Source organism: Helicobacter turcicus, from assembly GCF_019711685.1.
In the GTDB taxonomy this organism is placed as follows: domain Bacteria; phylum Campylobacterota; class Campylobacteria; order Campylobacterales; family Helicobacteraceae; genus Helicobacter_D; species Helicobacter_D turcicus.
This window is the reverse complement of sequence record NZ_JAIGYQ010000006.1, coordinates 52,218-74,465: the sequence shown is the minus strand read 5'-3', so window position 1 is coordinate 74,465 and position 22,248 is coordinate 52,218. Positions and strand designations below refer to the sequence as shown.

Genomic DNA, 22,248 nt, shown 5'->3' with positions numbered 1-22,248 from the left:
ACGCGCTTTTGTTATAATGCAGACAAGTTTTATAGGAATTTATCAAGATTTTTAGTGGCGATTTTAAGGAAAATAAAATAATTTTTTGAGGATTTTAAATGCTTATTTTTGTGTGTTATGCGCTGTTTTTGAGTATTCCAAAACTCTTATTGTCTCTATTGCAGTTAGGATTTTTAAAAAAAGAGAGTGCAAAAGAGCCTTATATTTTAGAAAAAGCGAAGTTTATACAAGCTGCGCATTATGCGAGTTTGCGTGAAAGATTAAGCATTATAAGCACACTTTTAGACTTAGTGCTTGTTGGCTTTTGGCTTTTATTTGGTTTTAGTGCGTTAGAGCGCACATTAGACTTTGCTCCGCTAATGGAATCTGTGGTGTTTGTTTTGTGCTTTTTGGTTGTGCAATTTGTGGTGCAATTACCCCTTGAAGCCTACCAAACGCTTGTTTTAGATAAAGCATTTGGTTTTGCTAAGGGGGGTGTAAAACTCTTTGTGGTGGATACTTTAAAGTCCTTTGTGTTGCTTTTGGTGGTTGGTGGAATCTTAATCTTTGTATTGAGTTGGATTATTTTAAATGTGCAGAATTGGGAGCTTTATGCTTTTATTTTAGGAGCAGTGTTAATCGTGAGTTTAAATGTGCTTTATCCTACGATAATTGCGCCACTATTTAATAAGTTTTCACCCTTAGAAGATGCAGAGCTAAAGCAAAGGATTAATGCTTTGCTTATGCGTGTTGGATTTAAAAGTGAGGGCGTGTTTGTTATGGATGCTTCTAAACGTGATGGGCGATTAAATGCTTATTTTGCAGGACTTGGCAGAGCAAAACGTGTAATTTTGTTTGACACGCTCTTAGATAAGATTTCACATGAATCACTTTTGGCAGTGTTAGGGCATGAACTAGGGCATTTTAAGCATTATGATATTTATAAAATGATGGCGTTAATTCTTGGTTTTTTTGCCGCCCTTGTGTTTTTTGTGGCAAATATGCCAGAGATGCTTTTTGCAAGTGCAAACCTAGAGATGAGTCCGCAGGCAAGTATTATATTTTTGCTAATTATTAGTGCGCCTTTTGGATTTTATTTTATGCTTGTGGTGAATTTTTTAAGTTGTAAAAATGAGTTTAATGCTGATAAATTTGGAGCAAGTTTAACGACAAAAGAGGCTTTAGCAAATGCCTTGCTTGTGCTTGTAAAAGAGAATAATTCCTTTCCGCTTGCACACCCTTTATACATGTGCTTTTATTACAGCCATCCGCCTTTAATGGCAAGACTTATTGCGCTAGATTGCGGATATTTGGGAAAAAATGCTACACAAGGATTCTAAAACAAATTACACAAAGGCAAACAGCATTGAGGCATTGCTTGATGTTGGTGCGCAGATTTTACAACAAAATGCAATTTCGCGTGCGCGTTTAGAAGCAGAGATTTTGCTAGGTTTTGTGCTAGGGTTACAAAGAGTTGAGTTGCATATTTTCTCTAATAATCCTGTGGAATCTTTTTTTGTAGAATCGTATTTTAGATTGCTCAAACGTCGTGCAAATCAAGAACCCATTGAATATTTAATAGAAAAAGTGAGTTTTTATGGGGAGGAGTTGTATATCTCCTATGGCGCATTAATTCCACGTCCTGAAACGGAGATTTTAGTCAATAAAGCATTGGAGCTTATTGACCAAAAAGATTGTAAAAATATCGTAGAAATTGGCGTAGGAAGTGGGGCAATTAGTGTGCTGCTTGCGCATTTAAACAAGAGTCTCACAAAAAAAGACTCTGCATTAACCCTACATGCAAGTGATATTTCTCCAGAGGCTTTATTTATTGCCTATGTTAATAAGGTGAATTTTAAGGTTGATAATCTAAGTTTGCACCATAGCTCTTATTTGGATTTTAATATAAAAATGGGACTCAAATTTGATCTTCTAATTTCAAATCCTCCTTATATTAAAAACGGCACACTGCTTCCAAAATCTTTGGCTTATGAGCCACAAAATGCACTTTTTGGAGGAGAGAGGGGAGATGAGATGTTGCACCATATTATCAATTTAGCATACCAAAATCAGATTCCTTATCTACTTTGTGAAATGGGCTATGACCAAAGAGAGAGCATTCAAACGCATTTAAAAGAGATTCCACACCGCGCTTTGGAATTTTACAAAGACTTAGCGGGGTTAGATCGTGGCTTTATGGTTAGCTTTTAGAAGTATCGCAACAATCTTCAATTTCTTTTAGGATAATATGCAGTTTCTCAATGAGTTTTGCAGCAACGATAAGTTGTTCGCTAGATTGGATAGCAATATCTTCGCCTAAGTTAATGGCATTTTCAATGTTTTTGCGTTTGGAATCACTAATGTGCGCATGTGTGAGTTTATTGCGAATTGCATCACTAATGCTAGCGACTTCCTCACTAATAACTTCGCTTAAATAAATTGCTTGATTGGAAGTTTCTTTTGTGCGTTCAATTTGTTGAATGAAACGTGAGAGATTGTAAGAGGCTTGGGATAGCTCACTTTCTCCTTCAAGCTTGATTGCTTGGGCTAGGTTTGTTTTAAGCTTTCCACTTGCTAAAAGTTGTGTTGTATCCACAAAACGTTTTAGGATTCCGTGGATTTTTAGCAAATGATAAATAGAGTAGAAAGCAAGGAGTAGCATAATGCATGCAGCTGCGTATTGAAATTTTGCTAAATATGTTCTTGAGTGAATGGAAATGTCAGAATAGAGATTTACAAGCCAGTCAATTTCACTTAGAATATCAGTGTTGTTTTGAGCGATTTTTCGCAGACTCGCAATTACAATTTCTTGAGTTTCTAGAACGGCGTTAATATGCTTAGAATATACTTGCCAAAAGGCATAAGCTTCTTGGATACTTTGGGATAAATGTGGAATTTTTTTATAATTTTGATTGTGTGCAAACTCATCAATAATGCTGTTATAAAGTGCATAACTCTCCTTGAAACCACGATAGGCATAATCTTCCCAATTATTAATGTAGCGCACTAACAAATATGTCATTCTTTGTGTTAGCATTCTTTGACGTCCAGAATCATCAATTTGTTTAGCGGGCAGATTTGCCTGCACCATAGCTTTTACGATTTTATCGGAGAGTTTTAGCATTGTAAGATTATTAGCATACAAAAATTCTCTATCGTTATGGAGCTTACTAGAAGCTTGCTTGAAGGATTCCACATCGGCTTTAAAAGATTGCCATTTTTTGGATACGGAATCTAGTTTTGTTTTTAAGATTTCCTTATTTGGTGGGGCAATATCGCGTTTAGAATCTCCAAAACGTAGGGTGTGTAGATTTTGTTCAAACTCAATAATGGCTTGATTTAGTGCTGTGTAATCCTTGCTATTTTGAGAATTTATGATAAAAATTTCTTTAGTAATTTTTTGGGTTAGCATTCTCTCTTTGCCAGCAATATTGATGATGTAACCATCTTTTAAACTGCGCTCATTGATTAAAATTACAGAAAAAATCATCACAGCAATACAAAGGGTTGTTAGGATTCCTAAAACAATAAGGCGTGTTACAATTTTTGTCATAATGTTTCCTGTTTGAAAATATATTGGAGTCTTTGGAAATCTAAGATTTTGATTTTTCCTTGTGCATCAGTGCTTAAAATCGCGTCTCTGTGGAGTTTCTTTAAGATTCTTGAGAGTGTTTCGGGCTGTATATTTAAGAGTGCTGCATTTTCTTGCTTCTTTCTTGCATTAAAGGAATCAAGTTGATAAAAGAGTGTGTAGGCAAGTTTTGCAGTGCCATCGAAGATAAGTTCTTTTTGAATAACTTCAGTAAAGAGTTCAAGTTTATGTTGTGTAGCTTTAAAAAATAAAGTTAAGATTTCTTGATTTTGCTCTAAGAGTGTGTGGAGTTTTTTTGCTTGAAAACAAGCAATATAAGAATCTTTTATGCATTCAATATTGCAAAAGGAACTAAAAGTATGGAATTCAAATTTAAAATCCATTAGCAAGCCAGATTCTAAGATTCCCAAAAAGACTTCATTTTCAAAGCGTCCGACTTTATAGAGCTTTACTGCACCTTCTAAAAGAAAAAATAAGGAATCTTTAACCTCTTCTTCATAAAGAATAATTTCTTTTTGCTTGTAGGTTTTAAAAGTTGTGATTGTTAAAAGGGATTCCATTGTCTCTTGTGAGAGTGTATTAAAAGGTGCATAGTTAGCAAGAGGATTAGAGTTTTGCAAAAATAACTCCATCAATTCCGTGTTCTGCAACACTATCAATTTGTTTTTCTTGTGTGATACATAGTAGAATCTTAGCATCAAAGAGATAGGTTTCAGCAAGTTTTTGCAAATGTTTTGCAAATTCTAAATTATTAGTTAGCAAGAAGCGCACATTAAGATTGATTAAAAGTAAAGCTTCTGTGGTATTTGTCGGGATTGCGCTAAAGCTTAGGTGATTGTCTTGGCAGTATTTAGCTAAATGCAAAAGTTTAGTAGAATCCCTATTTGTTAGGATTAAAAAATCATTAGGAAGTGAGTTTTGGATTTTCTCTTTTTCTTTTGCAAAGACTAGATTTAAAGGTGTAATTAGGGGGTGATTTAGGATTAGCATTGCGCACATTCCTTAGAGCAGTAGTATTTGCCATCTTGAATAATAGCCTCATCACTTGAAACATAAGTGCCACAAGTGGCGCATTCTAGCATTATGGAATCTTTTTTGTGTTCTTTTTTTTCGTGAATGGTTTTTGGCTTCTTAAAAAAGAAAAAATAGATTCCAACAATACAAAGTGCGAATAATATCCATTTTAACATAAAACTTCCTTTCCGTTAATAACAAGATATTGCAATAATGCGTGCGCAAAGCGTGTGTGTTTGAGTCCCTTTGGAATCTCATTATCCACATTCGAGCCTTTATAAAGCAAAATTGTTGTTTCATTTTTTATGCAGTGCTTACATTTTTCTAAAAGAATTGCCACATTAAAAGTTGCTCTTGAAGTGATACAATCTGGGAGGGTTTCAAGTTTTAGAGATTCTATTTTCTTGCGTTGAATGCTTAGATTTTGCAGCCCTAAAGTTGCTTTAATATTTTGCAAAAAGGCTACTTTTTTAGCATTTGGCTCACAGAGAATTGTCGGAATTCTAAGGGCAATATGTAAAGGAATTGCGGGAAAGCCATTGCCGCTACCAATATCAAGAATTAAGTGCTTTTGGCTTAGGTCAATTTTTTTTAAAGGAAAGAGAGAATTATCAATATTTTTTTGGATACTTTGGGAATCTTTTGCTCCACTTAAGCTATGGATTGCATTCCAAGAAAGTAGCATTTGTTTGTAGCATTCTAAAAGTTCGTGTTGTTCAGTGCTTAAGTGCATTTTGTCCTCTATAAAATGAGCATTCCATCGCCATAGGAGTAAAAGCGATAGTTATGTGCAATAGCTTCTTGGTAAATGCTTAAGGTTTGTTCTAGTCCGACAAAAGAAGCAACTAGCATTAAAAGTGTGGTTTTTGGCAAGTGAAAGTTGGTTAATAGTGCGTGGGTTGCTTTGGGCGGATTTTTGGGGTGTAAAAATAAATCACACTCTCCACTTAGTGCTTCTCCCTTATTAAATGCATTGCTCCTAACATAAGTTTCAATGGTACGTGCTGTGGTTGTGCCAATGGCGGTAATGTGCTTTGCTTCTTTCAACTTTCGTGCGGAATCTTCGGAGATGAAAAAAGATTCCGTGTGCATTGCATGTTCTAAAATATTTTCCACACTCACACCAATAAAAGTTCCAGCACCAGTGTGTAAGGTGATCTCTGTGGTATTAAAATGCTTGTTTAATTCCGTATAGGCACTTTTGCTAAAATGCAGTGAAGCTGTAGGTGCAGCAATAGCCCCTAAGTGCTTAGCAAAAACGCTTTGGTAATCTTCCTTGTCCGCTATCGTATCACTACGTTTAATGTAAGGGGGTAGGGGAATGTGTCCGCTGTGTTCTAAAAAGGTAAAAAAATCATCGCGACTTAGTGGAATTTCTTTATTTGCTTGTAGGGTAAAAAATTCTGCTTCTTTAAAACCGATTCCAAAATGTGTAGAGTCCTTTAGAATCCTAGCATAAACATTGTCAAAAGCAATGGTATTATTAGGCTTTAGACGTCCTTTAAATTGCATTAAATAGCGGTTATTGCTAAGCTCTTTATGAAAAAGTGCTTCAATTTTTGCACCCCTTTGATTTAGGGGGTAGTTTAGGAGTTTTTCGCCATAGATTCTAGCAGATAAAACTTTTGTATTATTAAAAACAAGCAATGTATCTTTGGGTAAAAAACTCGCAAAATCCCTAAAAGTGCTGTGTGTAATGGTAGAATCTTTGCGACGAAACACAAGCAGTTTTGCTGCTTCTTTTGGTCGGATAGGCTCTATTGCAATGCACTCTTTAGGAAGGGTGTAATCATAACTTGCTAGGGATAGAGGGTCCATTATGCTTCCTCTAAAGAGTCTTTAATGTATTCAAGGGGTTCTTCTTTGTAAGGATTGACCATTTTTGCAATTATAATAGAAATTCCATAAAGTAGTGTTAGGGGGATTGCCATTAAAAATTGTGAAAGCACATCAGGAGGAGTAAGAATAGCTGCTAGAATAAAGATAAAAACAATAGCAAACTTAAAGTAATCTTTGAGCGTTTTATCTGTTACTAGTCCAATTTTTGCTAGGAAAAATGTAATCACTGGAAGTTCAAAAGATACACCAAAGCCTATCATTAGCTTTGCAAAGAATCCTACATACTCTCCAATGCTAGGAAGTGCGGTAAATAACTGACTACCAAAGTTAATAAGATAGCCAAAGCCAATGGGGAAAGCAATATAATAAGCAAATGCACAACCGCATAAAAAGAAAAAAGTCCCAAAAATTACAAAAGGAATAACAAGCCTTTTTTCGTTATCATAAAGACCCGGGGCAACAAATGCCCAAATTTGCCAGAAAATCACAGGAAGTGCAAAAATAAATCCACTAAAAAACGCTACTTTAAGTGCTGTGAAAAATGCCTCACCAACTTGCGTAAAAATCACACTCTCGCGTCCATTTGGTAAGGCACTACTCAAAGGTTCTACCATCCAATTTAAAATAATCTCCCAAAAATAAAACGCCACTGAAAATGTAATTAAAAGTGCAATGGCAATGCGGATTAAACAGCGACGTAAATCTTGGATATGGGGTTTTAAATCTTCAAGCATTTAGGATTCCTTATGTTTTTTGAGATTTTCTCCAAAGCTTAAGGCAGTTTTGTTGCTAACATTTAGTTTGACCTCTCTTATGGTTTGTGTTTGTGTGTTTGAGTTTTTTTGGGTTTGCGGAGAGGTTTGTAGAGAAGTTTGCATTGTGGATTCTGCGTTTTGTGCTGTGGAAGCATTTGTAGAATCTTTTTGTAAAGTTTGGGGATTTTGTGGGGTTTGTTGTGCAATCTGTTGCGTTTGGGTGTTAGAATCCTCTAAAAGATTCTCATCTAAATCAAGTGTTTTTAAATCTAGCTCTTTTGTGAGATTTTGCGCACCTTGTGCAATGCTGTTTTTGTAAGCTAAAGCCTCTTCTTTAATCTTACTAAGATTAATTTCTTTATCTAAGCTTTCTTTTGCGTCTTCCATCGTTTTTTTCACAGCACGAAAAAACTTTGCCATATCTACAAGTGCTTTTGGTAATTTCTCTGGTCCTAAAAAGATAATCGCCACAACAGCAACCATTAAAATTTCAAAAAATCCCATTCCAAACATTGCTAAATCGCCTTTTTTACTAGCTAAACTTGGGATTTTATCTAATTTTGGAATAAAGTGTGCTTAGAAAAGTTTAGAATTTCTATTAAGAAGGTGGAAAATGACGGATAGATTTTTTAACAAAGAAAGATTTAAAAAGGCACTATTTATTGGTTCTTTAATTGGAGTTTTAGTGGGTTTTAGTGGTTGCATTTCTGCAAAGACGGATGCTTTTTTATTAGGTGCCGGACTTGGTGCTGGCACAACAGCGTATTTGCTAAATGGCGGAAGTATAGCAGGATATAGTTTGCGTTCTTTTCAAAATGGAGACAGGAATCCCACGACGCAACAATACAGGGATTTTTCAATCCCTAGTGAGTTAGAGTGGCAATATATGGGGGAGGAGATTTTCTCTGAAGCGCAATTACAACAAGCACAAGGAATGGGTAAGTTTTATTAAAAGCGTGGGTCTGCGATTCTACCTTCAATTGCGCTTTTTGCAGCAACTGCGGAATTTGCAAGATACACTTCAGAATTTCTAGCACCCATTCTCCCTACAAAGTTGCGGTTTGTCGTAGAAACACAGCGTTCGTTATCCCCTAAGATTCCCATATATCCACCAAGACATGCACCACAAGTTGGATTTGAAATCAATGCTCCAGAATCTAATAGAATATCAATATAACCTAACTTGTGCGCGTCTTTGTAAATTTGTTGTGTTCCGGGTGTAATGATTAGTCGCACATCTTTATGCACCTTTTTCCCTTTTAGAATCTCACTTGCGATTTTTAAATCACTCAAACGCCCATTTGTGCAACTGCCAATGAAAACTTGGTCAATCTTTAAATTATCTTTGAGAGCTTGAGAAATGCTTTTTCCATTGCTTGGTAAAAAGGGGTAAGCAATAATAGGTTCAAGGTTGCTAGTATCAATGGAGATAGTGCGTGTATAAGTAGCATTTGGATCTGAAAAAAACTCTTTTGGCTGTGTGCGCAAACTTGGGCGACTTGCTAGAAACTCGCGAGTAATGGAGTCTGGAGCAATAATTCCATTTTTAGCTCCTGCTTCAATTGCCATATTACAAAGCGAGAAGCGATCGTCCATACTAAGATATGCTATCCCCTCACCACAAAATTCTAAGGTTTGATAAAGCGCACCATCTACGCCAATTTGACGAATGACCTCTAAGATTAAATCTTTTCCATAAATATGCTTTGCAGGTTTGCCGATGAATTCCACCTTAATAGAACTTGGGACTTTAAACCAATTGCGCCCTGTAATCATAGCATAAGCTAAATCTGTGCTTCCCATGCCTGTGCTAAAAGCACCTAATGCGCCATGTGTGCAAGTATGAGAATCTGCGCCAATAATCACATCACCACTTACCACAAGCCCTTTTTCTGGCAAAAGTGCATGTTCAATCCCCATATCTTTTTCGTCAAAGAAATATTTGAGATTGTGTTTTTTAGCAAAATCACGACTAATTCTTGCTTGATTAGCACTTGCAATATCTTTTGCAGGAATAAAATGATCCATGACAATGCAGAATCCATCGGGATTTGCAAGTTTTGTTGCGCCACTTTCTTCAAAGGCTTTAATAGAAAGTGGTGTTGTGATGTCATTACCAATAACCATATCAATGGGGGAATCTACAATATCTCCTGCATACACGGTTTTACCTGCATGGTGTGAAAAGATTTTTTCTGTGATGGTTTGTTTCATTGTTGTTCCTTTTAGAGATTTAACGCATTTTTAAAGTGGTTTTGGATTTCTAGAATCTTTTGTTTTTGCCTATAAAAACTATTGGGATTTGCCACCAAATATGCACTAATTTCCATAATTGTATGATCAATTTTTAAATTGTTTTGACGCATTGTATCGCCGGTTTCTACCAAATCTACAATTGCATCTGCCATTCCAACAAGGGGAGCTAACTCGATGGAGCCATAAAGTTTAATAATATCCACACTCATTGCTTTTTGTATAAAAAAGGCTTTGGTAATATTGACCATTTTTGTGGCAATTCTTAGGTTTGGGTTTGCAAAACTAAAGGTATAAGAGTTTGGAGAGCCGATACACACGCGACATTTTCCAAAACCTAAATTAAGCAAACGCACAAGCGGACTTTTTTGTTCCTCTAGCACATCAAGCCCTACCACACCAATATCTGCTACACCGCGTTCCACATAGGTAGGAACATCTTGATTTCTCACAAGCATAAAGCTAAATGCATCTTTTTGTAAAATGAGTTTGCGATCCTCAAATTGTAGTGGCATATTTAAGAAACATTCAAAAATTTCTAGTGTTTTTTCTGCATTGCGCCCTTTTGGAAGTGCAACCCTAATCATAAGTAAATCCCTTTTGCTGTGAAATTCGTCTCGATTGCCTTTTGCATTCCTTTAAAAACGAGCAAATCATCATAAAAGCAGTTTTCAAAGAAATGCGAAAGAAATTTGCCATCACCGCCTGTGAAATGGATTCTTTTATTTTTGGAGATAGTTTGCAACATTAAAACAATCGATTTTAGCATTCCATAGCTAATAGCGTCTTTAGTGTTTTGCGGAAATGTGTTTAAATCCACAGAAAGATTCATTTCTTGATCTAAAATGGCAATATTGCTAAACATTTTGCGGTATTGCAAAATACCGGGCATTATAAAGCCGCCTAGATGGATACCTTGATGCATTATATCCACAGTTAGCGCACTTCCAGCATCTACAATCACGCCGTCATTAACTGCCATACAAGTTGCGATTCTATCCACGCCTAAACCCTTGTAAGTGGTGTCAAGATTTAAGTGATTGCATAAGTCAAAACAGCGCTTGTGTGAGCGTAAAAGCGCATTTGTGGAATCCTTATTGACGCTAATGTAAATAATTGTTTCTTTAGGGTCTTTTGGAGTGAGTGCATGCTTATCTTCTTTCCAAATTCTTCCGCAATAGTAAAAATGTAAAAAACTATTTCCAATATCGCAAAGAATCATTGAAAGCACCTATTGAATATTAAAGAATGTATCATGGATAAAAATTTTATCCGATGCAGAAAAAGTCGGTGTAGAGATTTTATTGGGTAATTTCTTAATTGTGCTTGTTTGTAAAGCATCATCTACTAAAATCATATAGCCTTGTGTTTCAAGAACAACAATATCTTTTCCATGGTTTGTTGCAGAAAAATTCGCAAATGGGAATTTCATACGACGTGTTTCGTTTAAATCTCTATCTGTTAGGATAATCTCACCTTCATTAGAGAAAATAAAGATTCTATCTTCAAAAAACAGAATATCTTTAATATTGGAATCAAAGGTATTAATGATATTTGGGCTAACAGAAATGATACGTTTTGGGGTTGCAGCAACCATACGATTTCCAATAGCTTCTAAGAAAATCACATTGTTAAAGAATTTATCTCCATTGACCACGATGTTTCTAACAAGGCGCATACTTGTCTTATCTACAACAATGAGTTTGCCATCTAGTGTTGGGATTACGACAATATCTGTTAGAAAATAAGGCGAGGCAATGAGTGTATTATTTGCAGGGGCTGGGACATTTTCTTGGCGATAAACTATTTGCATATTTTCTAAATCATAGATTGCAATTGTGTTGGTATCAAAAACAATGGCGATAAGGTTGTCATCTATAGAGGCACTTATTGGAACGTCATCAAGTGCAATTGTAGTTTCTTGTTTATCTTTCTTGTTGATTAACACAAGGGATTTGCTAAGCTGCGTAATGTAGTATTCTTCACTTTCATTGAGGTATTGTGCGTCTTTTTTTAGAAAAATGTTTGGAATCTCGCCATTTTTTGTAATAAACTGCCCATTTTTAAGCGTGGCTCCATCACGTACAATGGTTTGAATACTACTTGGGATTTTACCATTATAAGACACTTTGCCTTTTATGGTATCCTCCTTAGGTTCAAAATAATACTTTGAACCACAACCGCTTAGCATTAAAGCCCCAATAATTCCTAAAAACACAAGTTTCAAAGAGTGTTTTAAAAAACTATTTTGCATTGTTGATTCCTTTAAGGCTAAAATGTGTCAGTGCATTTGCAATATCACGTAATGGAGAGTCATTTTTAATCTTTTCTAGAATTTCTCTAGCTTTTTGTGCATTTCCTGCTTGCATTTCTAAAAGTGCAGCTTGTAAATAGCCAAAATCTCCAGCACTTTGAGAGTTTAGCACATTCAAATCTTTATTGAGCGAAGCATTTTGCACTTTTGCAAATTGCGCAATGAGAGGATCTTTAGAAGATTCTAAAGTTTTTAGTGTAGTGCTATCTTGATTTTTTAGTGCATTTTGAAAAAGATATAAATCATACAATCTACTCTTGGAGTCTTTTAGGATTGTAAGTGCAGCCTCATCGCCTTTTAGTGCTTTTTCATATGCATTTGCTAGAGTTTGTTGTCTGTTTTCTTGATAGTAGTTATTGCCAACATAACCAGCAATAGCGATAGTAGCGATTCCAAGTAGTGCAAAAAGCAGAGTTTTATAACGTCTAAACCAACTCTCAAGACGTAATAAACTCTCAAGCATTTTCTCATCATTATTCATTTCTTCTTTGATGTATTTTACATTTTGTTTTAAGCTCAAATTCTTCTCCTTTATTTACCTACCAGTGCTTCCAAAGCCACCACTACCACGTTCTGTATCGTCTAGAGTTTCAGCGATTTCAATTTTTGCCCTCTCAACTAGACAAAGCACAGCTTGTGCAATTCTATCACCAATATTAATGGCAAAATTCTCTTTTCCATGGTTAATTAAAAGAACTTTTATTTCTCCGCGATAGTCTGCATCCACAGTCCCAGGTGCATTTAACACAGAGATTCCATGTTTTAGAGCTAACCCACTTCTAGGGCGCACTTGAATTTCGTATTTATTGCTAAAACTAAAGCTAAGCCCTGTTGGCACAAGTGCATATTCTCCACTTTTTATTGTAAGGCTTTCACTTGCGCACAAATCAAAGCCAGAAGCACTGCTTGTTTGGTATTTTGGAAGTGTTGCATTTGGGCTTAAAAGTTTGATTTTTAGCACAGCCATTATCTTAATCCTTAAAACACGATAGGCTTATAAGTGATTTCTAAAATCTCGTAATCCACGCGCCCTTTAGGCAAAACTACACCCACTTCATCGCCTACAACCTTGCCTAAGAGTTGCTTCGCAAGGGGGGAGTGGTAAGAGATTAAGCCTTTATCGGGATTGCTTTCTGTTGCTCCTACGATAGTGTATGTGTAGCTCTCCTCTGTGTCTAAATCTTCTAGTGTTACTGTTGAGCCAAAACTTATCTTCTCATGGGAGAGTGTTGTAGGGTCAATTACGCGTGCTTCTGCGACAAGCTGTGTTAGCTCATTAATACGTGCATCCAAAAAGAGCTGACGTTCTCTTGCGGCGTGGTATTCCGCATTTTCTTTTAAGTCGCCATGCTCTCTAGCTGTGTCAATCTCAATAATGTTTTTTGGTCGCTCAACTTCTTTTAGGTTCTTTAGTTCAGTAATTAGCTTATTGTAGCCATATTCTGTCATAGGTTCCACAAAGATTCCTTAAAAAATGAAATAATTTGAAATAGTAAGGCAAAGAGAGTTAAAAAGCCCTTTATTTTTGTAAATTTTTTATCAAATTTTCTAAATTTGTTGCGCAATTTTGCGCACTTCCATGCTGTAAATAGTCTTGAAGTTTGGCTTTTTGTGCAAAAAAGTGTGTGTAATTATAGTTTTCATAGGCATAAAGTAGATTTTGTGGTGTAACTAAGCTTTGTAAAAATTCTGGGTGAATGGGTGGATTTTTTGGGTTTGGGTTGTTCTTTGGAGATTTGTAAGTGCAAAATTCTAAGAAAATGTTAGCTAAGCCAATGAAATTTAACTTTACAAGGGTTTTAGCAATGTAATAATCTAGCATACGCGTTTTGTAAGCTAGAATAGTTGGAATCCCTAAAAGAGTAGATTCTAACGTGGCAGTTCCGCTGCATACAAAAGCAAAGGAGCAGTCTTTTAAACCCTCATAAGTATCAAAGGCGATTTCAAAATCACTAAGATTTCCATAAATTGCACTTAAATTCTTATTTTCAAATGTCTTAGGTATGATTAAAAGCGGAATCTTTCCCTTGTCTTTTAGCATTTGTGCTAAGGTCTTAAAAATAGGAAAAAGTGCGCGTATTTCTGCCTTTCTTGAGCCGGGCATAAAAGCGATTTTTTTTGAATCTTGACGCGCATTTAAAGAATAGGGAATCGTATCTAATAGCGGATGTCCAACATAGCAAATGGGTGTATTTTTAGGATAAAAATCCCATTCAAAGGGCAAAATCCCCCAAAGAGAATCGCAGATTCTGCTTAAAACCTTAGCGCGATAAGCTTTCCACGCCCAAACCTGCGGTAAGATATAATAAACAATATAAGGGGGATTGGTAGAGTGTTTTTGACAAATTTTACGAATGTTTTTAATAAGTGGAATGTTAAACGAGGAGGAATCCATAAATAGCGCAATATCGCAGGAGCTAGCAAGCTTAGCAAGCTCTTTTTGGATAGTAAGAAATTTTGGAATTAATTTTAAGATTCCACTAAAACCCATTACGCGAAATACAGAGGGATTGTAAGTGCTTGTGTATCCCTTAAGCACTTTGCTATCAAAGATTCCACAAAGGACAAAGGGGATATTTTTTTCTTTAAAAGCATTGAGAAATTTTAAGAGATGCAGATTCGCAGAATATTCTAGGGCAGAGACAAAGATTCTTACAGGTTTCAAGGCTTATTGTTATTTGTGGAGTCTAAAATTATGGAATCTTGCATTAGAGTTGTTGTTGCAAGGGTTTCTTGTGGGTTTGAATTTAGGGAATCACTTTTTGAAGTCTCTTGTTTTGAAATTTCTTGTGGGCTAATTGCCCTATTTGTTGTTTGTGTTTCTTGAAGTAAATCACGCATTTCAATTTGTAGTTTTGCTAAATCTAAATCCAGAGTTTTAAGCTTTGATTCTGCATTGATGAGTGCATCAAACAACTCTTTAGCACTTTTTAAATGCACATAATCCTCTGCTGGATTTGCAAGCAAACGTTGGTGTTTTTGGTAAGAAACTTCTAGTTTTGTCAGGGGTTTTGGGGCAGTGTGGGGAACTTTTGCAAAGATTGCTTGTATTGTTTTTAACGTCTCTTGTAAGCCCTCACATTGCATATAAAGGCTAGTAAAGTCTTTTGTTTTAGATTCCATAAAAACATTAGAATCTAATTCTATGGAATCTTGTAGTTTTTTTTGCACAACACCCTGTGTTTTTAATCCTTTATCTTCTAATGTTTTATTGCTCTCTATTAAAGCTTTATTTTTAGCTTCTAGCTCTTTATTTTGCGCAAGTAAAAGTGCGTTTTTTGCCGAAGTGTCGTTAAAGGATTTAATTAAGGCTTCTTTATCTTTTTTAAGTGCGTTAAACTCTTTATTAAAACTCTCTCTAGCCTCTTCAAAAATTGCATAAATCTGCCATGTTTCTTTAATTTCATTAAGTTTTTGTGTAAGTTCTCTTAAGGCGGAGAGATTTTGCATTAGATTTTGTTCCTAAAAAACCAAAGAAACGCGAACATTATCCCAGAAGTCTTAGGAAATGCGGAATCTAAAATGAAATCATAAGCTTCCGCTTTTGGGATAAACACCACTTCAATATTCTCATCATCAACCCCACCGCCCAAATTTTGACGATAGCTTTCATCAAGCGTTGCAAAAAATAATGTTTGCTTACTTCCAGCAAAACCCACCGAGCTATAAAATTCCGCAATTTGCGTGATATTCTCTAGCGGAATGTTATATCCGCATTCTTCTAAAATTTCTTCTTGCATAATAACATTTAGTGGCTTGTCTTTATCAGTGATTCCAGCACATAGTTCAAAAGTGTAGCCAATTTCAGTTTTTAAATGTTCTGTGTTACGATTCCTCTCTTTTAAAAACACAGCAGGACGAAACTGCTTAACAATAACAAATGCGTCCTTTTGTGTGTGATAGAGTAATGCTGCAACACTATCATGCGCTTCAATAATATCCCAACTACGTTCTTTACCATTTTCGGTAAAAAGCATTCTTTTAAATTTAATGTATTTAGAATCCTCACACGCACTAAAGCGGATATTTGAAATATTCTTAGGTTGCATTAGTTTAGATTCTTATCATCTTTGCTAAGATATACGATATAGTCATTTTTGACACGTTTAAAGGGTATATTTTGGAGTCTATCTTCTCTTAGGGCTGTATTTAGTGCTTCTTTGTAGTTTTTAGCACTGATTAAAAAGCTCTCCTTTTCTTTTCCTTGTAGTTTAGATTGTGCGACTTTTAAGTGTTTGATGGGATTGACTGCGTTGCCATTTTTATATAAGCCAAAATGTAAATGCGGTCCTGTGCTAAGCCCAGTGCTACCCACCGTTCCAATTTTTCTACCTTGTTTGACTTGAGTGCCTGTGCGGATTTTACGTTCAATTTTATGCATATGTGCATAAAGCGTTCTGTATCCATTATCATGCTGAATAATCACGGTTTTACCATAACCGCCCTTTGTTCCAGCAAAAAGCACTCTTCCATTACCAGCAGCGCGGATTGGCGTGTGTCTAGGGGCTGCATAATCTGTGCCTAAATGTGGGCGTTTATAGCCTAGAATTGGGTGTTTTCTCCCCATTGAGAAATGTGAAGAGATTCTTTTATATTGTAAAGGCACAGTAAGTAAATATTTGGTTAAATTATTTCCCTTTAAATCATAGAAGTGTCCATCTTCATGGCGGATAACATATCGGTTGTTGTTGCTCACTCTAAGTGTGGAAGCCTTGATATTTGGCGCACCAAAGTTCTTGCCTAAGCGGTATTTGCGCTCATAAATAATTGCGAGTTGGTCTCCCTTGCGCACTTCTTTGCGAAAATCTACACTTCCTTTATAAGCTTGGATAAAATCACTTGCTAAAAAACTATCTCCTGTTAAGCGGGTAATATCGTTATAAAGAGAGTTGCTTACAGAGAGCGAAATTGTATGTTCTTTAGAAAAATACACAATTGGAATTGCGCGCATTCCGTATTTATCGCCTTGTTTAAAGACATGCAGTTGTGAATTTTCATTAATGGGAATGAGTGCTTGTAAGAGCGTAGAATCATCATAAAGCGTATAATAAGTGCTTCCGCTAATAATCTCATCGGCAAGTTCTTTATCCTCTGGTGCTAACTCATAATAAGTCTTTAAGGGGACTGCATTTTTTTCAAAGAAAGTGAGCAGAGTTTGCCCTTGCTCCCATTTGGATTCTTGAAGGGTTGCAGCGTGTGAAAACGTCCCAAACACTCCAAAAGCGAACCAAAATTTAAGCGTATTTTTAAAGTATTTTGCGGTTTTAAACCCTTTGATAATGCGCATAATAAGCCTTTAAAGATTTTTAATTTTTGAAAAGAAGTTAGGGATTATAGCACAAAATACGCAATTTAGGGCAATAAAATCTAAAAAATGCTTAAAATAGAGAAATTTTGCTATAATCTTGCATTTATCTTACACAAAAGAGCTTAAAGGAGCATACATAATGAAAGATTGGTTTATGCCATCAATTGGGTTTGGATTGTTTGTGTATTTTATGCTTTTTGTGATTTTATATGCTATAAAGATTGGTGGTGCAAATGTTCCATTGCATAGTGAAGTGCAACATATCGCACCGGCAAAAAACGAAACAGAGAAGTTTTTACAAGATGTTGCAAAAAGTGTGCGTGAATCCTTTTAGTTTTTTAAAATTTAGCCGATATATAAGTTAAGATTTCATAGATAAGGAGTGAAAATGATTAGCCATTTGATGAGCAATGCGACTTTTTCAACCGCTATTAATCAAGCAAACAATAAAAACACTGCGCAAGTTAATGCAAAAAATGAAGCTATTGACGATAAGCAAAAAACAAAAGAAACCACAAAAACAGATTCCAAAGTTGAAGCTATTAAAGACGCTATCAAAAAGGGAACATATAAAATTGACATAAGGGGAAGTGCAGAGAAATTGGCACAAGAATTGCTTAGATAGGGATAACTACATTTTATTAGGAGTTATCATGTCTTTGCAATTTTTACAAGACGCATTAGAGGATATTAAAGCTCTAATTGCGATCACTGAACAAGATATTGCAGATATTAAGGTTGCAAACAATGAAGCAATCTTTGCAAGGATTCCCCAAAAAGAAGAATTAATCGCATCATTTATCCGCAAAAAAGAAGCTTACGCCGAAGAGGTGGCAGAACGTTTACGTAAAGAGTTTCCAAATTCTACATTAGAAGATCTCACTTACGAAGATAAGCAACGCTTATTAGGTGAGGGTGCTAGTGAATACACAGCAGCTTTACATGATAATTTAAACTTATTAAAAGATTTAAATTTACGTTTTGGCAAGATGTCCTTAGCTGTTTCTGAATTTTATAGCTCACTTTTAGGCAAAATCGTTCCTGTTGAAGATAGAGGATACAAAAAGCAATCACTAGGCAACGCATCATTTTTACAAGCAGAAGTTTAAAGGCTAGGTTATGGGCGGATTACTTTCTTCTTTAAACACTCCTTATACCGGGCTAACTGGACATCAAGTAATGGTAGATGTTACAGGAAATAACATTGCCAATGCAAACAATGAATTTTATTCGCGTCAAGTTGTGCGAAGTGCTGCTGAAACTCCCCTTTGGAAACAAAACTACGCATTAGGGCAGGGCTTAGATGTTTTAACCATTGAACGTGTGCATGATGAGTATAGTTATATGCGCTACAAAAAGGCAGCTTCGGAAAAAACCTATTACGACACAAGTTTTTCTGGGCTCAAAGAAGCTTCCTCTTACTATCCAGAAATTGACGGAGTTGGAATTTATAAAGATTTGCAAAGTTATTTTAATGCTTGGAAAGACCTCTCTACAAAAGCCGGAGACCCAGCGCAAAAGGTTGCCCTAGCAGAACAAGCAAATACGCTCACAAAAAATATCCGTGAAACACGTAAATCTCTAGAGTATCTCCAACAACGTTTAAATGATGAAATGAAAGTAGCAGTTGATGAAGTCAATCGCTTAGGAGAACAAATCGCAATCTTAAACAAAAAAATCAAAGAGTATGAAAACCAAGACTTTAACAAAAAAGCGAATGATTTGCGTGATTTGCGCGACCAATACGAGTTTGAAATTAATAATCTCATCGGTTGTGATGTCTTTAAACAAAATGTGCGAGGAAGCGCGTGCGTGAATAAAGATATTGCCGATTTTGATGATGATTATACGCTAACAATTGGCGGACACTCTATTGTAGATGGTGATTCCTTTCACCCTCTAGTTTTAGATAATTCCGAAAATCCAAGCGGAATCTATACGATTAAATATTTAAGAAACGATCATAAGCCTTATAATTTGACAAACGCTTTAAATCAGGGCAAAGTTGGCGCAATATTAGATTTAATCCGCACTGAAGATGTGCTAACTTGTAACGGAACAATAGGTAAGCTTCAAGTATATATTAATGATTTGGATACTTTTGCAAATGGAATCATAGAAGCCACAAACAATATTTACGCAGAATCTTCACAGCTAAGCGCAAGAAGCGACCAATTAATCATAGATGCAAGAGATGCGCTAACAACAAGCGGCTATAATGTGCATGAGGGAACATTTAAAGTTGTGATGTATGACAAAGATGGCAATGCATTAGGAGCTAGAGAAGTAACGATTAATAATCTCACAACAATGCAAAGTATCATAAACCAACTCAATGCAAATGTAGATGACAATCAAGACGGAAATGCTTTAAATGACTTTGATGATCGTTTTGAAGCAGTCTATAACAACGACTCTAAAACTTTTAGTATTGCTTCTAAAAATCCCACACAAGAAGTTTATATCTCAATTCAAGATAATGGCACAAACTTCGCGGGTGCATTTGGTATTAATCGCTTTTTTGACGGCAATGATGCAAGCAACATTGAGCTTGCACAACAATACCGCAATGACCCAACACTTATTAGAGCCTTTAGAGAAGCCGTAGATGGAAACTTTGTTGTAGCAAACAAAATGCAACAATTGCAATTTGACAAGATTACCTTTACAGACTATAAAGGGGAAGAACGTTCAGAAACTATTGGTGGGTATTTTCGTTACATTGCTGGCAAAGTTGCTTCAGAGACACAAGCGACACAAACCACACAAGCAACAAAAGAAGCCGTCTATACTGCCACAAAGAAAGAGTATAAAGCCCTTTCAGAAGTTTCTGTTGATGATGAGCTAGTCAATCTTATCCGATTCCAAAGCGGATATAGCGCAAATGCGAAGATGATAACAGCTATTGATGAAATGATAACTACATTATTAGGAATTAAGAATTAAGAGTTAGCTCTTAATTTGAATATTCCTTCAAATTCTCAAACTTTATAAAAAATTCTAATCCATAATACCTTAAACATATTCTAGCATTTGATAAAATAAAATGCCTTGTGATAATTCTGATTTATTGCTATTTCTATAAGATTTATTGAGTTTTGAACATACTAGTTTTTAGATTTAGATTCTTTACTTTTCTTGTATAATTTGTGCGGTGAAGTTGAATTCCTTAGTGAATTGAGACTTCACTAAGGGAAATTTGCTTCTCCAAAAGGAGGAAAGTAAATTGAAATTCATCGTAATTATAGCATTAATTTGCATAATTGCAACCTTAGCATATTAGAAGTTAAGGAAGCTTTAGGGTGTAGGGATAAGCACCTATGCCCCTAAGCGATGAATTACCCTTGCTTTACCTCTCTTGCTTATTTACTAGAAAAAAACTTCAAAATATAAATAATAATGTTTTCTTAAATATTTAATAACAAACGCGGTGCATTACTTAGGTATTGGAGTTTTTGGGAGCGTGGAGAGTTGTTTTTTTGTTTAGAGAGGGTGTTGTTGGGGTATTGTGAGTAAATTTAAGTAAAAAATTTTGTTTTTTAGGCAGAAAACTTGCTTTTTATGCTTAAAATCTTGTATAATGCACCCTGTAATTTTTACAATTTTACCTAACATAAGGAGATTAGAATGAAATTTCTAAAATTAAGTTTGGCAGCAAGTGTTGCACTAGGCGCATTCTCTACGGCAAGTTTTGCGCAGCCATTAGAGGAGGCAATCAAGGGTGTAGATGTAAGTGGGTTTTTAAGATACCGCTACAATGATGATAGATTTGATGATGGAACTGAAGGTGGTGCTACACACAGATGGAGAGCACAAGCAGATTTCAAAACTCCAGTGGTGAATAATGTTGCTTTAAATTTGGGTGTGCTTTATAATAACGAAGACCAAAATGTAAACCATGGAAAAAGTGGAATTGGAACAGGTTCTGGACTTGGTGCTGGAAAAGACGGCAATGATAAAGATTTTGGTGTAAGCACATTTTATGCGACAATCACTCCAGATTCCACAGCAACAACTGTAATCATCGGTAAGCAACGTCTTGGCACTCCTGTAACAGATCCGTTAGATGATAGAGGAACAGGTATCCTAGCTCTAAATAGCGACATTACAGGCTTGACTCTAGCAGCAGGTGCATTTGACTCTTGGAGTTTAGATGATCTACAACCCGGATATGGCCCTACTGATACTCTGAGAAATCCAAATGGTGATAGCTCAGTAGATAAGCCACTTTACACTTTAGCAGCAATCTATGGTGTAGATACAGCTTATGGTAATATCGGTGCGCAAGCCTGGGGCTTTATCGTAGATGATATCGTAGATGCTTCTGCTTTCTTAGAGTTAGCATACAAAGGAAGCTTATTGAATGCTAAATTGCAATATGCTTTCGCAAAACTTAACAATGGAGAAGGTAGTATTATTCAAGCTTTAGCTGGAAACCCTAATAATCCCGAAAGAAGAGGTCTTCCTCAAGCAAATGATGTGCTTTCTTTCCAAATTGGTGCGGATTTCACAAATAACTATAGCATTCCACTAGATGTGAAACTAGGCTATATCACAAACTTCCAAGACGGAGTTGTTGCACTATTTGATGATGAAGGTGCATTAGCAAAAGCTGGTAAAATCTGGTGGCAAAATGAAACAACAGGTGTAACATTTGGTCTAGGTAAAGCGTTAGGTCAATTCTATGGTGTTAATTCTGATATCTATGGTCATGAGACTACTCTTAATGTCTTCTATGGCGCAGTTAGCTATGGCTTAGTGGATAATAGACTAAGAGTAGGTTTAGAGGGTGTTTATGGTAAGAATACTATAGATAATCCTAGAAATAATCTTTCTGATAGAAAGGTTGATTTTACAGAAATTACTCCAACAATCAGTTGGCAACACAATCAAAACTTAAACATCTCTGCATTCTATGCAATGCTAAGCACAAATGATAAACATAAAACAGCAACTAGCAACAACGATGAAGACAGAAATAGAGCAAGAGTAGAAGTAAAATACTCTTTCTAGTTTCTCTGTTAAGAATCCCTTTTGGGATTCTCCTCCCTTTTACTTACTTAAAACTTCTTTTTTTATTGATTTTCAAATTTTTACGATTTTTTTATTTTCTTGCTTAGAAACTCTTTTTTATTGATTTTCAAATTTGCGATTCTTTAAAAAGTAACACAAATCAAGCCCCTACACCTAGACT

At 35.7% G+C, this 22,248-nt stretch carries 27 protein-coding genes; 8 read left to right on the top strand and 19 right to left on the bottom strand.

All coding sequences use genetic code 11. The features are described 5' to 3' along the window. Window positions 1-98 precede the first annotated feature (98 nt). Window positions 99-1,319, top strand: a complete 1,221-nt coding sequence (locus K4G57_RS05500) for a M48 family metallopeptidase (RefSeq protein WP_221532176.1) — start codon at window positions 99-101, stop codon at window positions 1,317-1,319. Continuing rightward, window positions 1,300-2,190, top strand: coding sequence for a HemK/PrmC family methyltransferase (locus K4G57_RS05495; RefSeq protein ID WP_221532175.1), 891 nt, complete (start codon window positions 1,300-1,302; stop codon window positions 2,188-2,190). Before K4G57_RS05500 ends, K4G57_RS05495 begins: the two co-directional genes overlap by 20 nt. Here the strand turns inward: K4G57_RS05495 and K4G57_RS05490 are convergent. Genes K4G57_RS05490 through tatB form a run of 8 tightly spaced genes read right to left on the bottom strand, consistent with a single transcriptional unit; the run spans window position 2,180 to window position 7,692 of the window. Continuing rightward, window positions 2,180-3,532: a type IV pili methyl-accepting chemotaxis transducer N-terminal domain-containing protein gene (locus tag K4G57_RS05490; RefSeq protein WP_221532174.1), complete on the bottom strand. Its 1,353-nt coding sequence runs from the start codon at window positions 3,530-3,532 to the stop codon at window positions 2,180-2,182. The two genes, K4G57_RS05495 and K4G57_RS05490, sit on opposite strands and share 11 nt — an antisense overlap. Next, complete coding sequence (locus tag K4G57_RS05485) at window positions 3,529-4,191, bottom strand: Crp/Fnr family transcriptional regulator (RefSeq protein ID WP_236033236.1); 663 nt, start codon at window positions 4,189-4,191, stop codon at window positions 3,529-3,531. The genes K4G57_RS05490 and K4G57_RS05485 overlap by 4 nt, the downstream gene beginning before the upstream one ends. Continuing rightward, complete coding sequence (locus K4G57_RS05480) at window positions 4,178-4,561, bottom strand: hypothetical protein (protein ID WP_221532172.1); 384 nt, start codon at window positions 4,559-4,561, stop codon at window positions 4,178-4,180. Before K4G57_RS05480 ends, K4G57_RS05485 begins: the two co-directional genes overlap by 14 nt. Beyond that, entirely contained in the window at window positions 4,555-4,761 is a 207-nt protein-coding gene (locus K4G57_RS05475) for a PP0621 family protein (RefSeq protein ID WP_221532171.1), read from the bottom strand. Before K4G57_RS05475 ends, K4G57_RS05480 begins: the two co-directional genes overlap by 7 nt. Then, a complete protein-coding gene (rsmG, locus tag K4G57_RS05470; protein WP_221532170.1) occupies window positions 4,755-5,318 on the bottom strand; it encodes a 16S rRNA (guanine(527)-N(7))-methyltransferase RsmG in 564 nt (187 codons plus the stop codon). Before rsmG ends, K4G57_RS05475 begins: the two co-directional genes overlap by 7 nt. An 8-nt stretch (window positions 5,319-5,326) precedes the next feature. After that, on the bottom strand, window positions 5,327-6,403 hold the full coding sequence (gene queA / locus K4G57_RS05465; protein ID WP_221532169.1) for a tRNA preQ1(34) S-adenosylmethionine ribosyltransferase-isomerase QueA: 1,077 nt from the start codon (window positions 6,401-6,403) through the stop codon (window positions 5,327-5,329). Then, on the bottom strand, window positions 6,403-7,158 hold the full coding sequence (gene tatC, locus K4G57_RS05460) for a twin-arginine translocase subunit TatC (protein WP_221532168.1): 756 nt from the start codon (window positions 7,156-7,158) through the stop codon (window positions 6,403-6,405). The genes queA and tatC overlap by 1 nt, the downstream gene beginning before the upstream one ends. Next, window positions 7,159-7,692 carry a Sec-independent protein translocase protein TatB gene (tatB, locus tag K4G57_RS05455; RefSeq protein ID WP_221532167.1) on the bottom strand — a complete coding sequence of 178 codons (534 nt, stop codon included), beginning with the start codon at window positions 7,690-7,692 and terminating at the stop codon, window positions 7,159-7,161. 100 nt (window positions 7,693-7,792) lie between these two features. Here tatB and K4G57_RS05450 point away from each other — a divergent pair, with 100 nt between their 5' ends. Further along, window positions 7,793-8,131, top strand: coding sequence for a hypothetical protein (locus tag K4G57_RS05450; RefSeq protein ID WP_221532166.1), 339 nt, complete (start codon window positions 7,793-7,795; stop codon window positions 8,129-8,131). On the opposite strand, the gene K4G57_RS05445 is transcribed toward K4G57_RS05450, so the two are convergent. The 11 genes from K4G57_RS05445 to K4G57_RS05395 all read right to left on the bottom strand — a co-directional run bounded on the left by K4G57_RS05445 (window position 8,128) and on the right by K4G57_RS05395 (window position 17,033). Continuing rightward, window positions 8,128-9,393, bottom strand: coding sequence for a 3-isopropylmalate dehydratase large subunit (locus K4G57_RS05445; RefSeq protein WP_221532165.1), 1,266 nt, complete (start codon window positions 9,391-9,393; stop codon window positions 8,128-8,130). The two genes, K4G57_RS05450 and K4G57_RS05445, sit on opposite strands and share 4 nt — an antisense overlap. A gap of 11 nt (window positions 9,394-9,404) precedes the next feature. After that, complete coding sequence (gene hisG / locus K4G57_RS05440) at window positions 9,405-10,019, bottom strand: ATP phosphoribosyltransferase (RefSeq protein ID WP_221532164.1); 615 nt, start codon at window positions 10,017-10,019, stop codon at window positions 9,405-9,407. After that, a complete protein-coding gene (locus K4G57_RS05435) occupies window positions 10,016-10,654 on the bottom strand; it encodes a type III pantothenate kinase (protein ID WP_221532163.1) in 639 nt (212 codons plus the stop codon). The genes hisG and K4G57_RS05435 overlap by 4 nt, the downstream gene beginning before the upstream one ends. Before the next feature lie 9 nt (window positions 10,655-10,663). After that, window positions 10,664-11,686, bottom strand: coding sequence for a hypothetical protein (locus K4G57_RS05430; RefSeq protein WP_221532162.1), 1,023 nt, complete (start codon window positions 11,684-11,686; stop codon window positions 10,664-10,666). Beyond that, window positions 11,676-12,266 carry a hypothetical protein gene (locus tag K4G57_RS05425; RefSeq protein ID WP_221532161.1) on the bottom strand — a complete coding sequence of 197 codons (591 nt, stop codon included), beginning with the start codon at window positions 12,264-12,266 and terminating at the stop codon, window positions 11,676-11,678. Before K4G57_RS05425 ends, K4G57_RS05430 begins: the two co-directional genes overlap by 11 nt. Window positions 12,267-12,281: 15 nt before the next feature. Next, entirely contained in the window at window positions 12,282-12,713 is a 432-nt protein-coding gene (gene dut / locus K4G57_RS05420; protein ID WP_221532160.1) for a dUTP diphosphatase, read from the bottom strand. An 11-nt stretch (window positions 12,714-12,724) separates the two neighbouring features. Further along, window positions 12,725-13,195: a transcription elongation factor GreA gene (gene greA / locus K4G57_RS05415; RefSeq protein WP_221532242.1), complete on the bottom strand. Its 471-nt coding sequence runs from the start codon at window positions 13,193-13,195 to the stop codon at window positions 12,725-12,727. A 70-nt stretch (window positions 13,196-13,265) separates the two neighbouring features. Further along, the gene (lpxB, locus tag K4G57_RS05410; protein ID WP_221532159.1) at window positions 13,266-14,411 is read right to left on the bottom strand and encodes a lipid-A-disaccharide synthase; all 1,146 of its coding nucleotides are present in this window, start codon (window positions 14,409-14,411) and stop codon (window positions 13,266-13,268) included. Then, entirely contained in the window at window positions 14,408-15,196 is a 789-nt protein-coding gene (locus K4G57_RS05405; RefSeq protein WP_221532158.1) for a hypothetical protein, read from the bottom strand. Before K4G57_RS05405 ends, lpxB begins: the two co-directional genes overlap by 4 nt. Next, window positions 15,196-15,795, bottom strand: a complete 600-nt coding sequence (locus K4G57_RS05400) for an NUDIX hydrolase (RefSeq protein ID WP_221532157.1) — start codon at window positions 15,793-15,795, stop codon at window positions 15,196-15,198. Before K4G57_RS05400 ends, K4G57_RS05405 begins: the two co-directional genes overlap by 1 nt. Further along, on the bottom strand, window positions 15,795-17,033 hold the full coding sequence (locus K4G57_RS05395) for a peptidoglycan DD-metalloendopeptidase family protein (RefSeq protein WP_221532156.1): 1,239 nt from the start codon (window positions 17,031-17,033) through the stop codon (window positions 15,795-15,797). The genes K4G57_RS05400 and K4G57_RS05395 overlap by 1 nt, the downstream gene beginning before the upstream one ends. A gap of 160 nt (window positions 17,034-17,193) precedes the next feature. On the opposite strand from K4G57_RS05395, the gene K4G57_RS05390 reads away from it, so the two are divergent. From K4G57_RS05390 to K4G57_RS05370, 5 genes are all read left to right on the top strand, one after another. Then, entirely contained in the window at window positions 17,194-17,388 is a 195-nt protein-coding gene (locus K4G57_RS05390; RefSeq protein ID WP_221532155.1) for a hypothetical protein, read from the top strand. Window positions 17,389-17,442: 54 nt separating this feature from the next. Beyond that, window positions 17,443-17,679, top strand: coding sequence for a flagellar biosynthesis anti-sigma factor FlgM (locus K4G57_RS05385; RefSeq protein WP_221532154.1), 237 nt, complete (start codon window positions 17,443-17,445; stop codon window positions 17,677-17,679). 28 nt (window positions 17,680-17,707) lie between these two features. Next, entirely contained in the window at window positions 17,708-18,163 is a 456-nt protein-coding gene (locus tag K4G57_RS05380; RefSeq protein WP_221532153.1) for a hypothetical protein, read from the top strand. A gap of 10 nt (window positions 18,164-18,173) precedes the next feature. After that, on the top strand, window positions 18,174-20,000 hold the full coding sequence (gene flgK, locus K4G57_RS05375; RefSeq protein WP_221532152.1) for a flagellar hook-associated protein FlgK: 1,827 nt from the start codon (window positions 18,174-18,176) through the stop codon (window positions 19,998-20,000). A 681-nt stretch (window positions 20,001-20,681) separates the two neighbouring features. Beyond that, entirely contained in the window at window positions 20,682-22,067 is a 1,386-nt protein-coding gene (locus K4G57_RS05370; RefSeq protein WP_221532151.1) for a major outer membrane protein, read from the top strand. Window positions 22,068-22,248 lie beyond the last annotated feature (181 nt).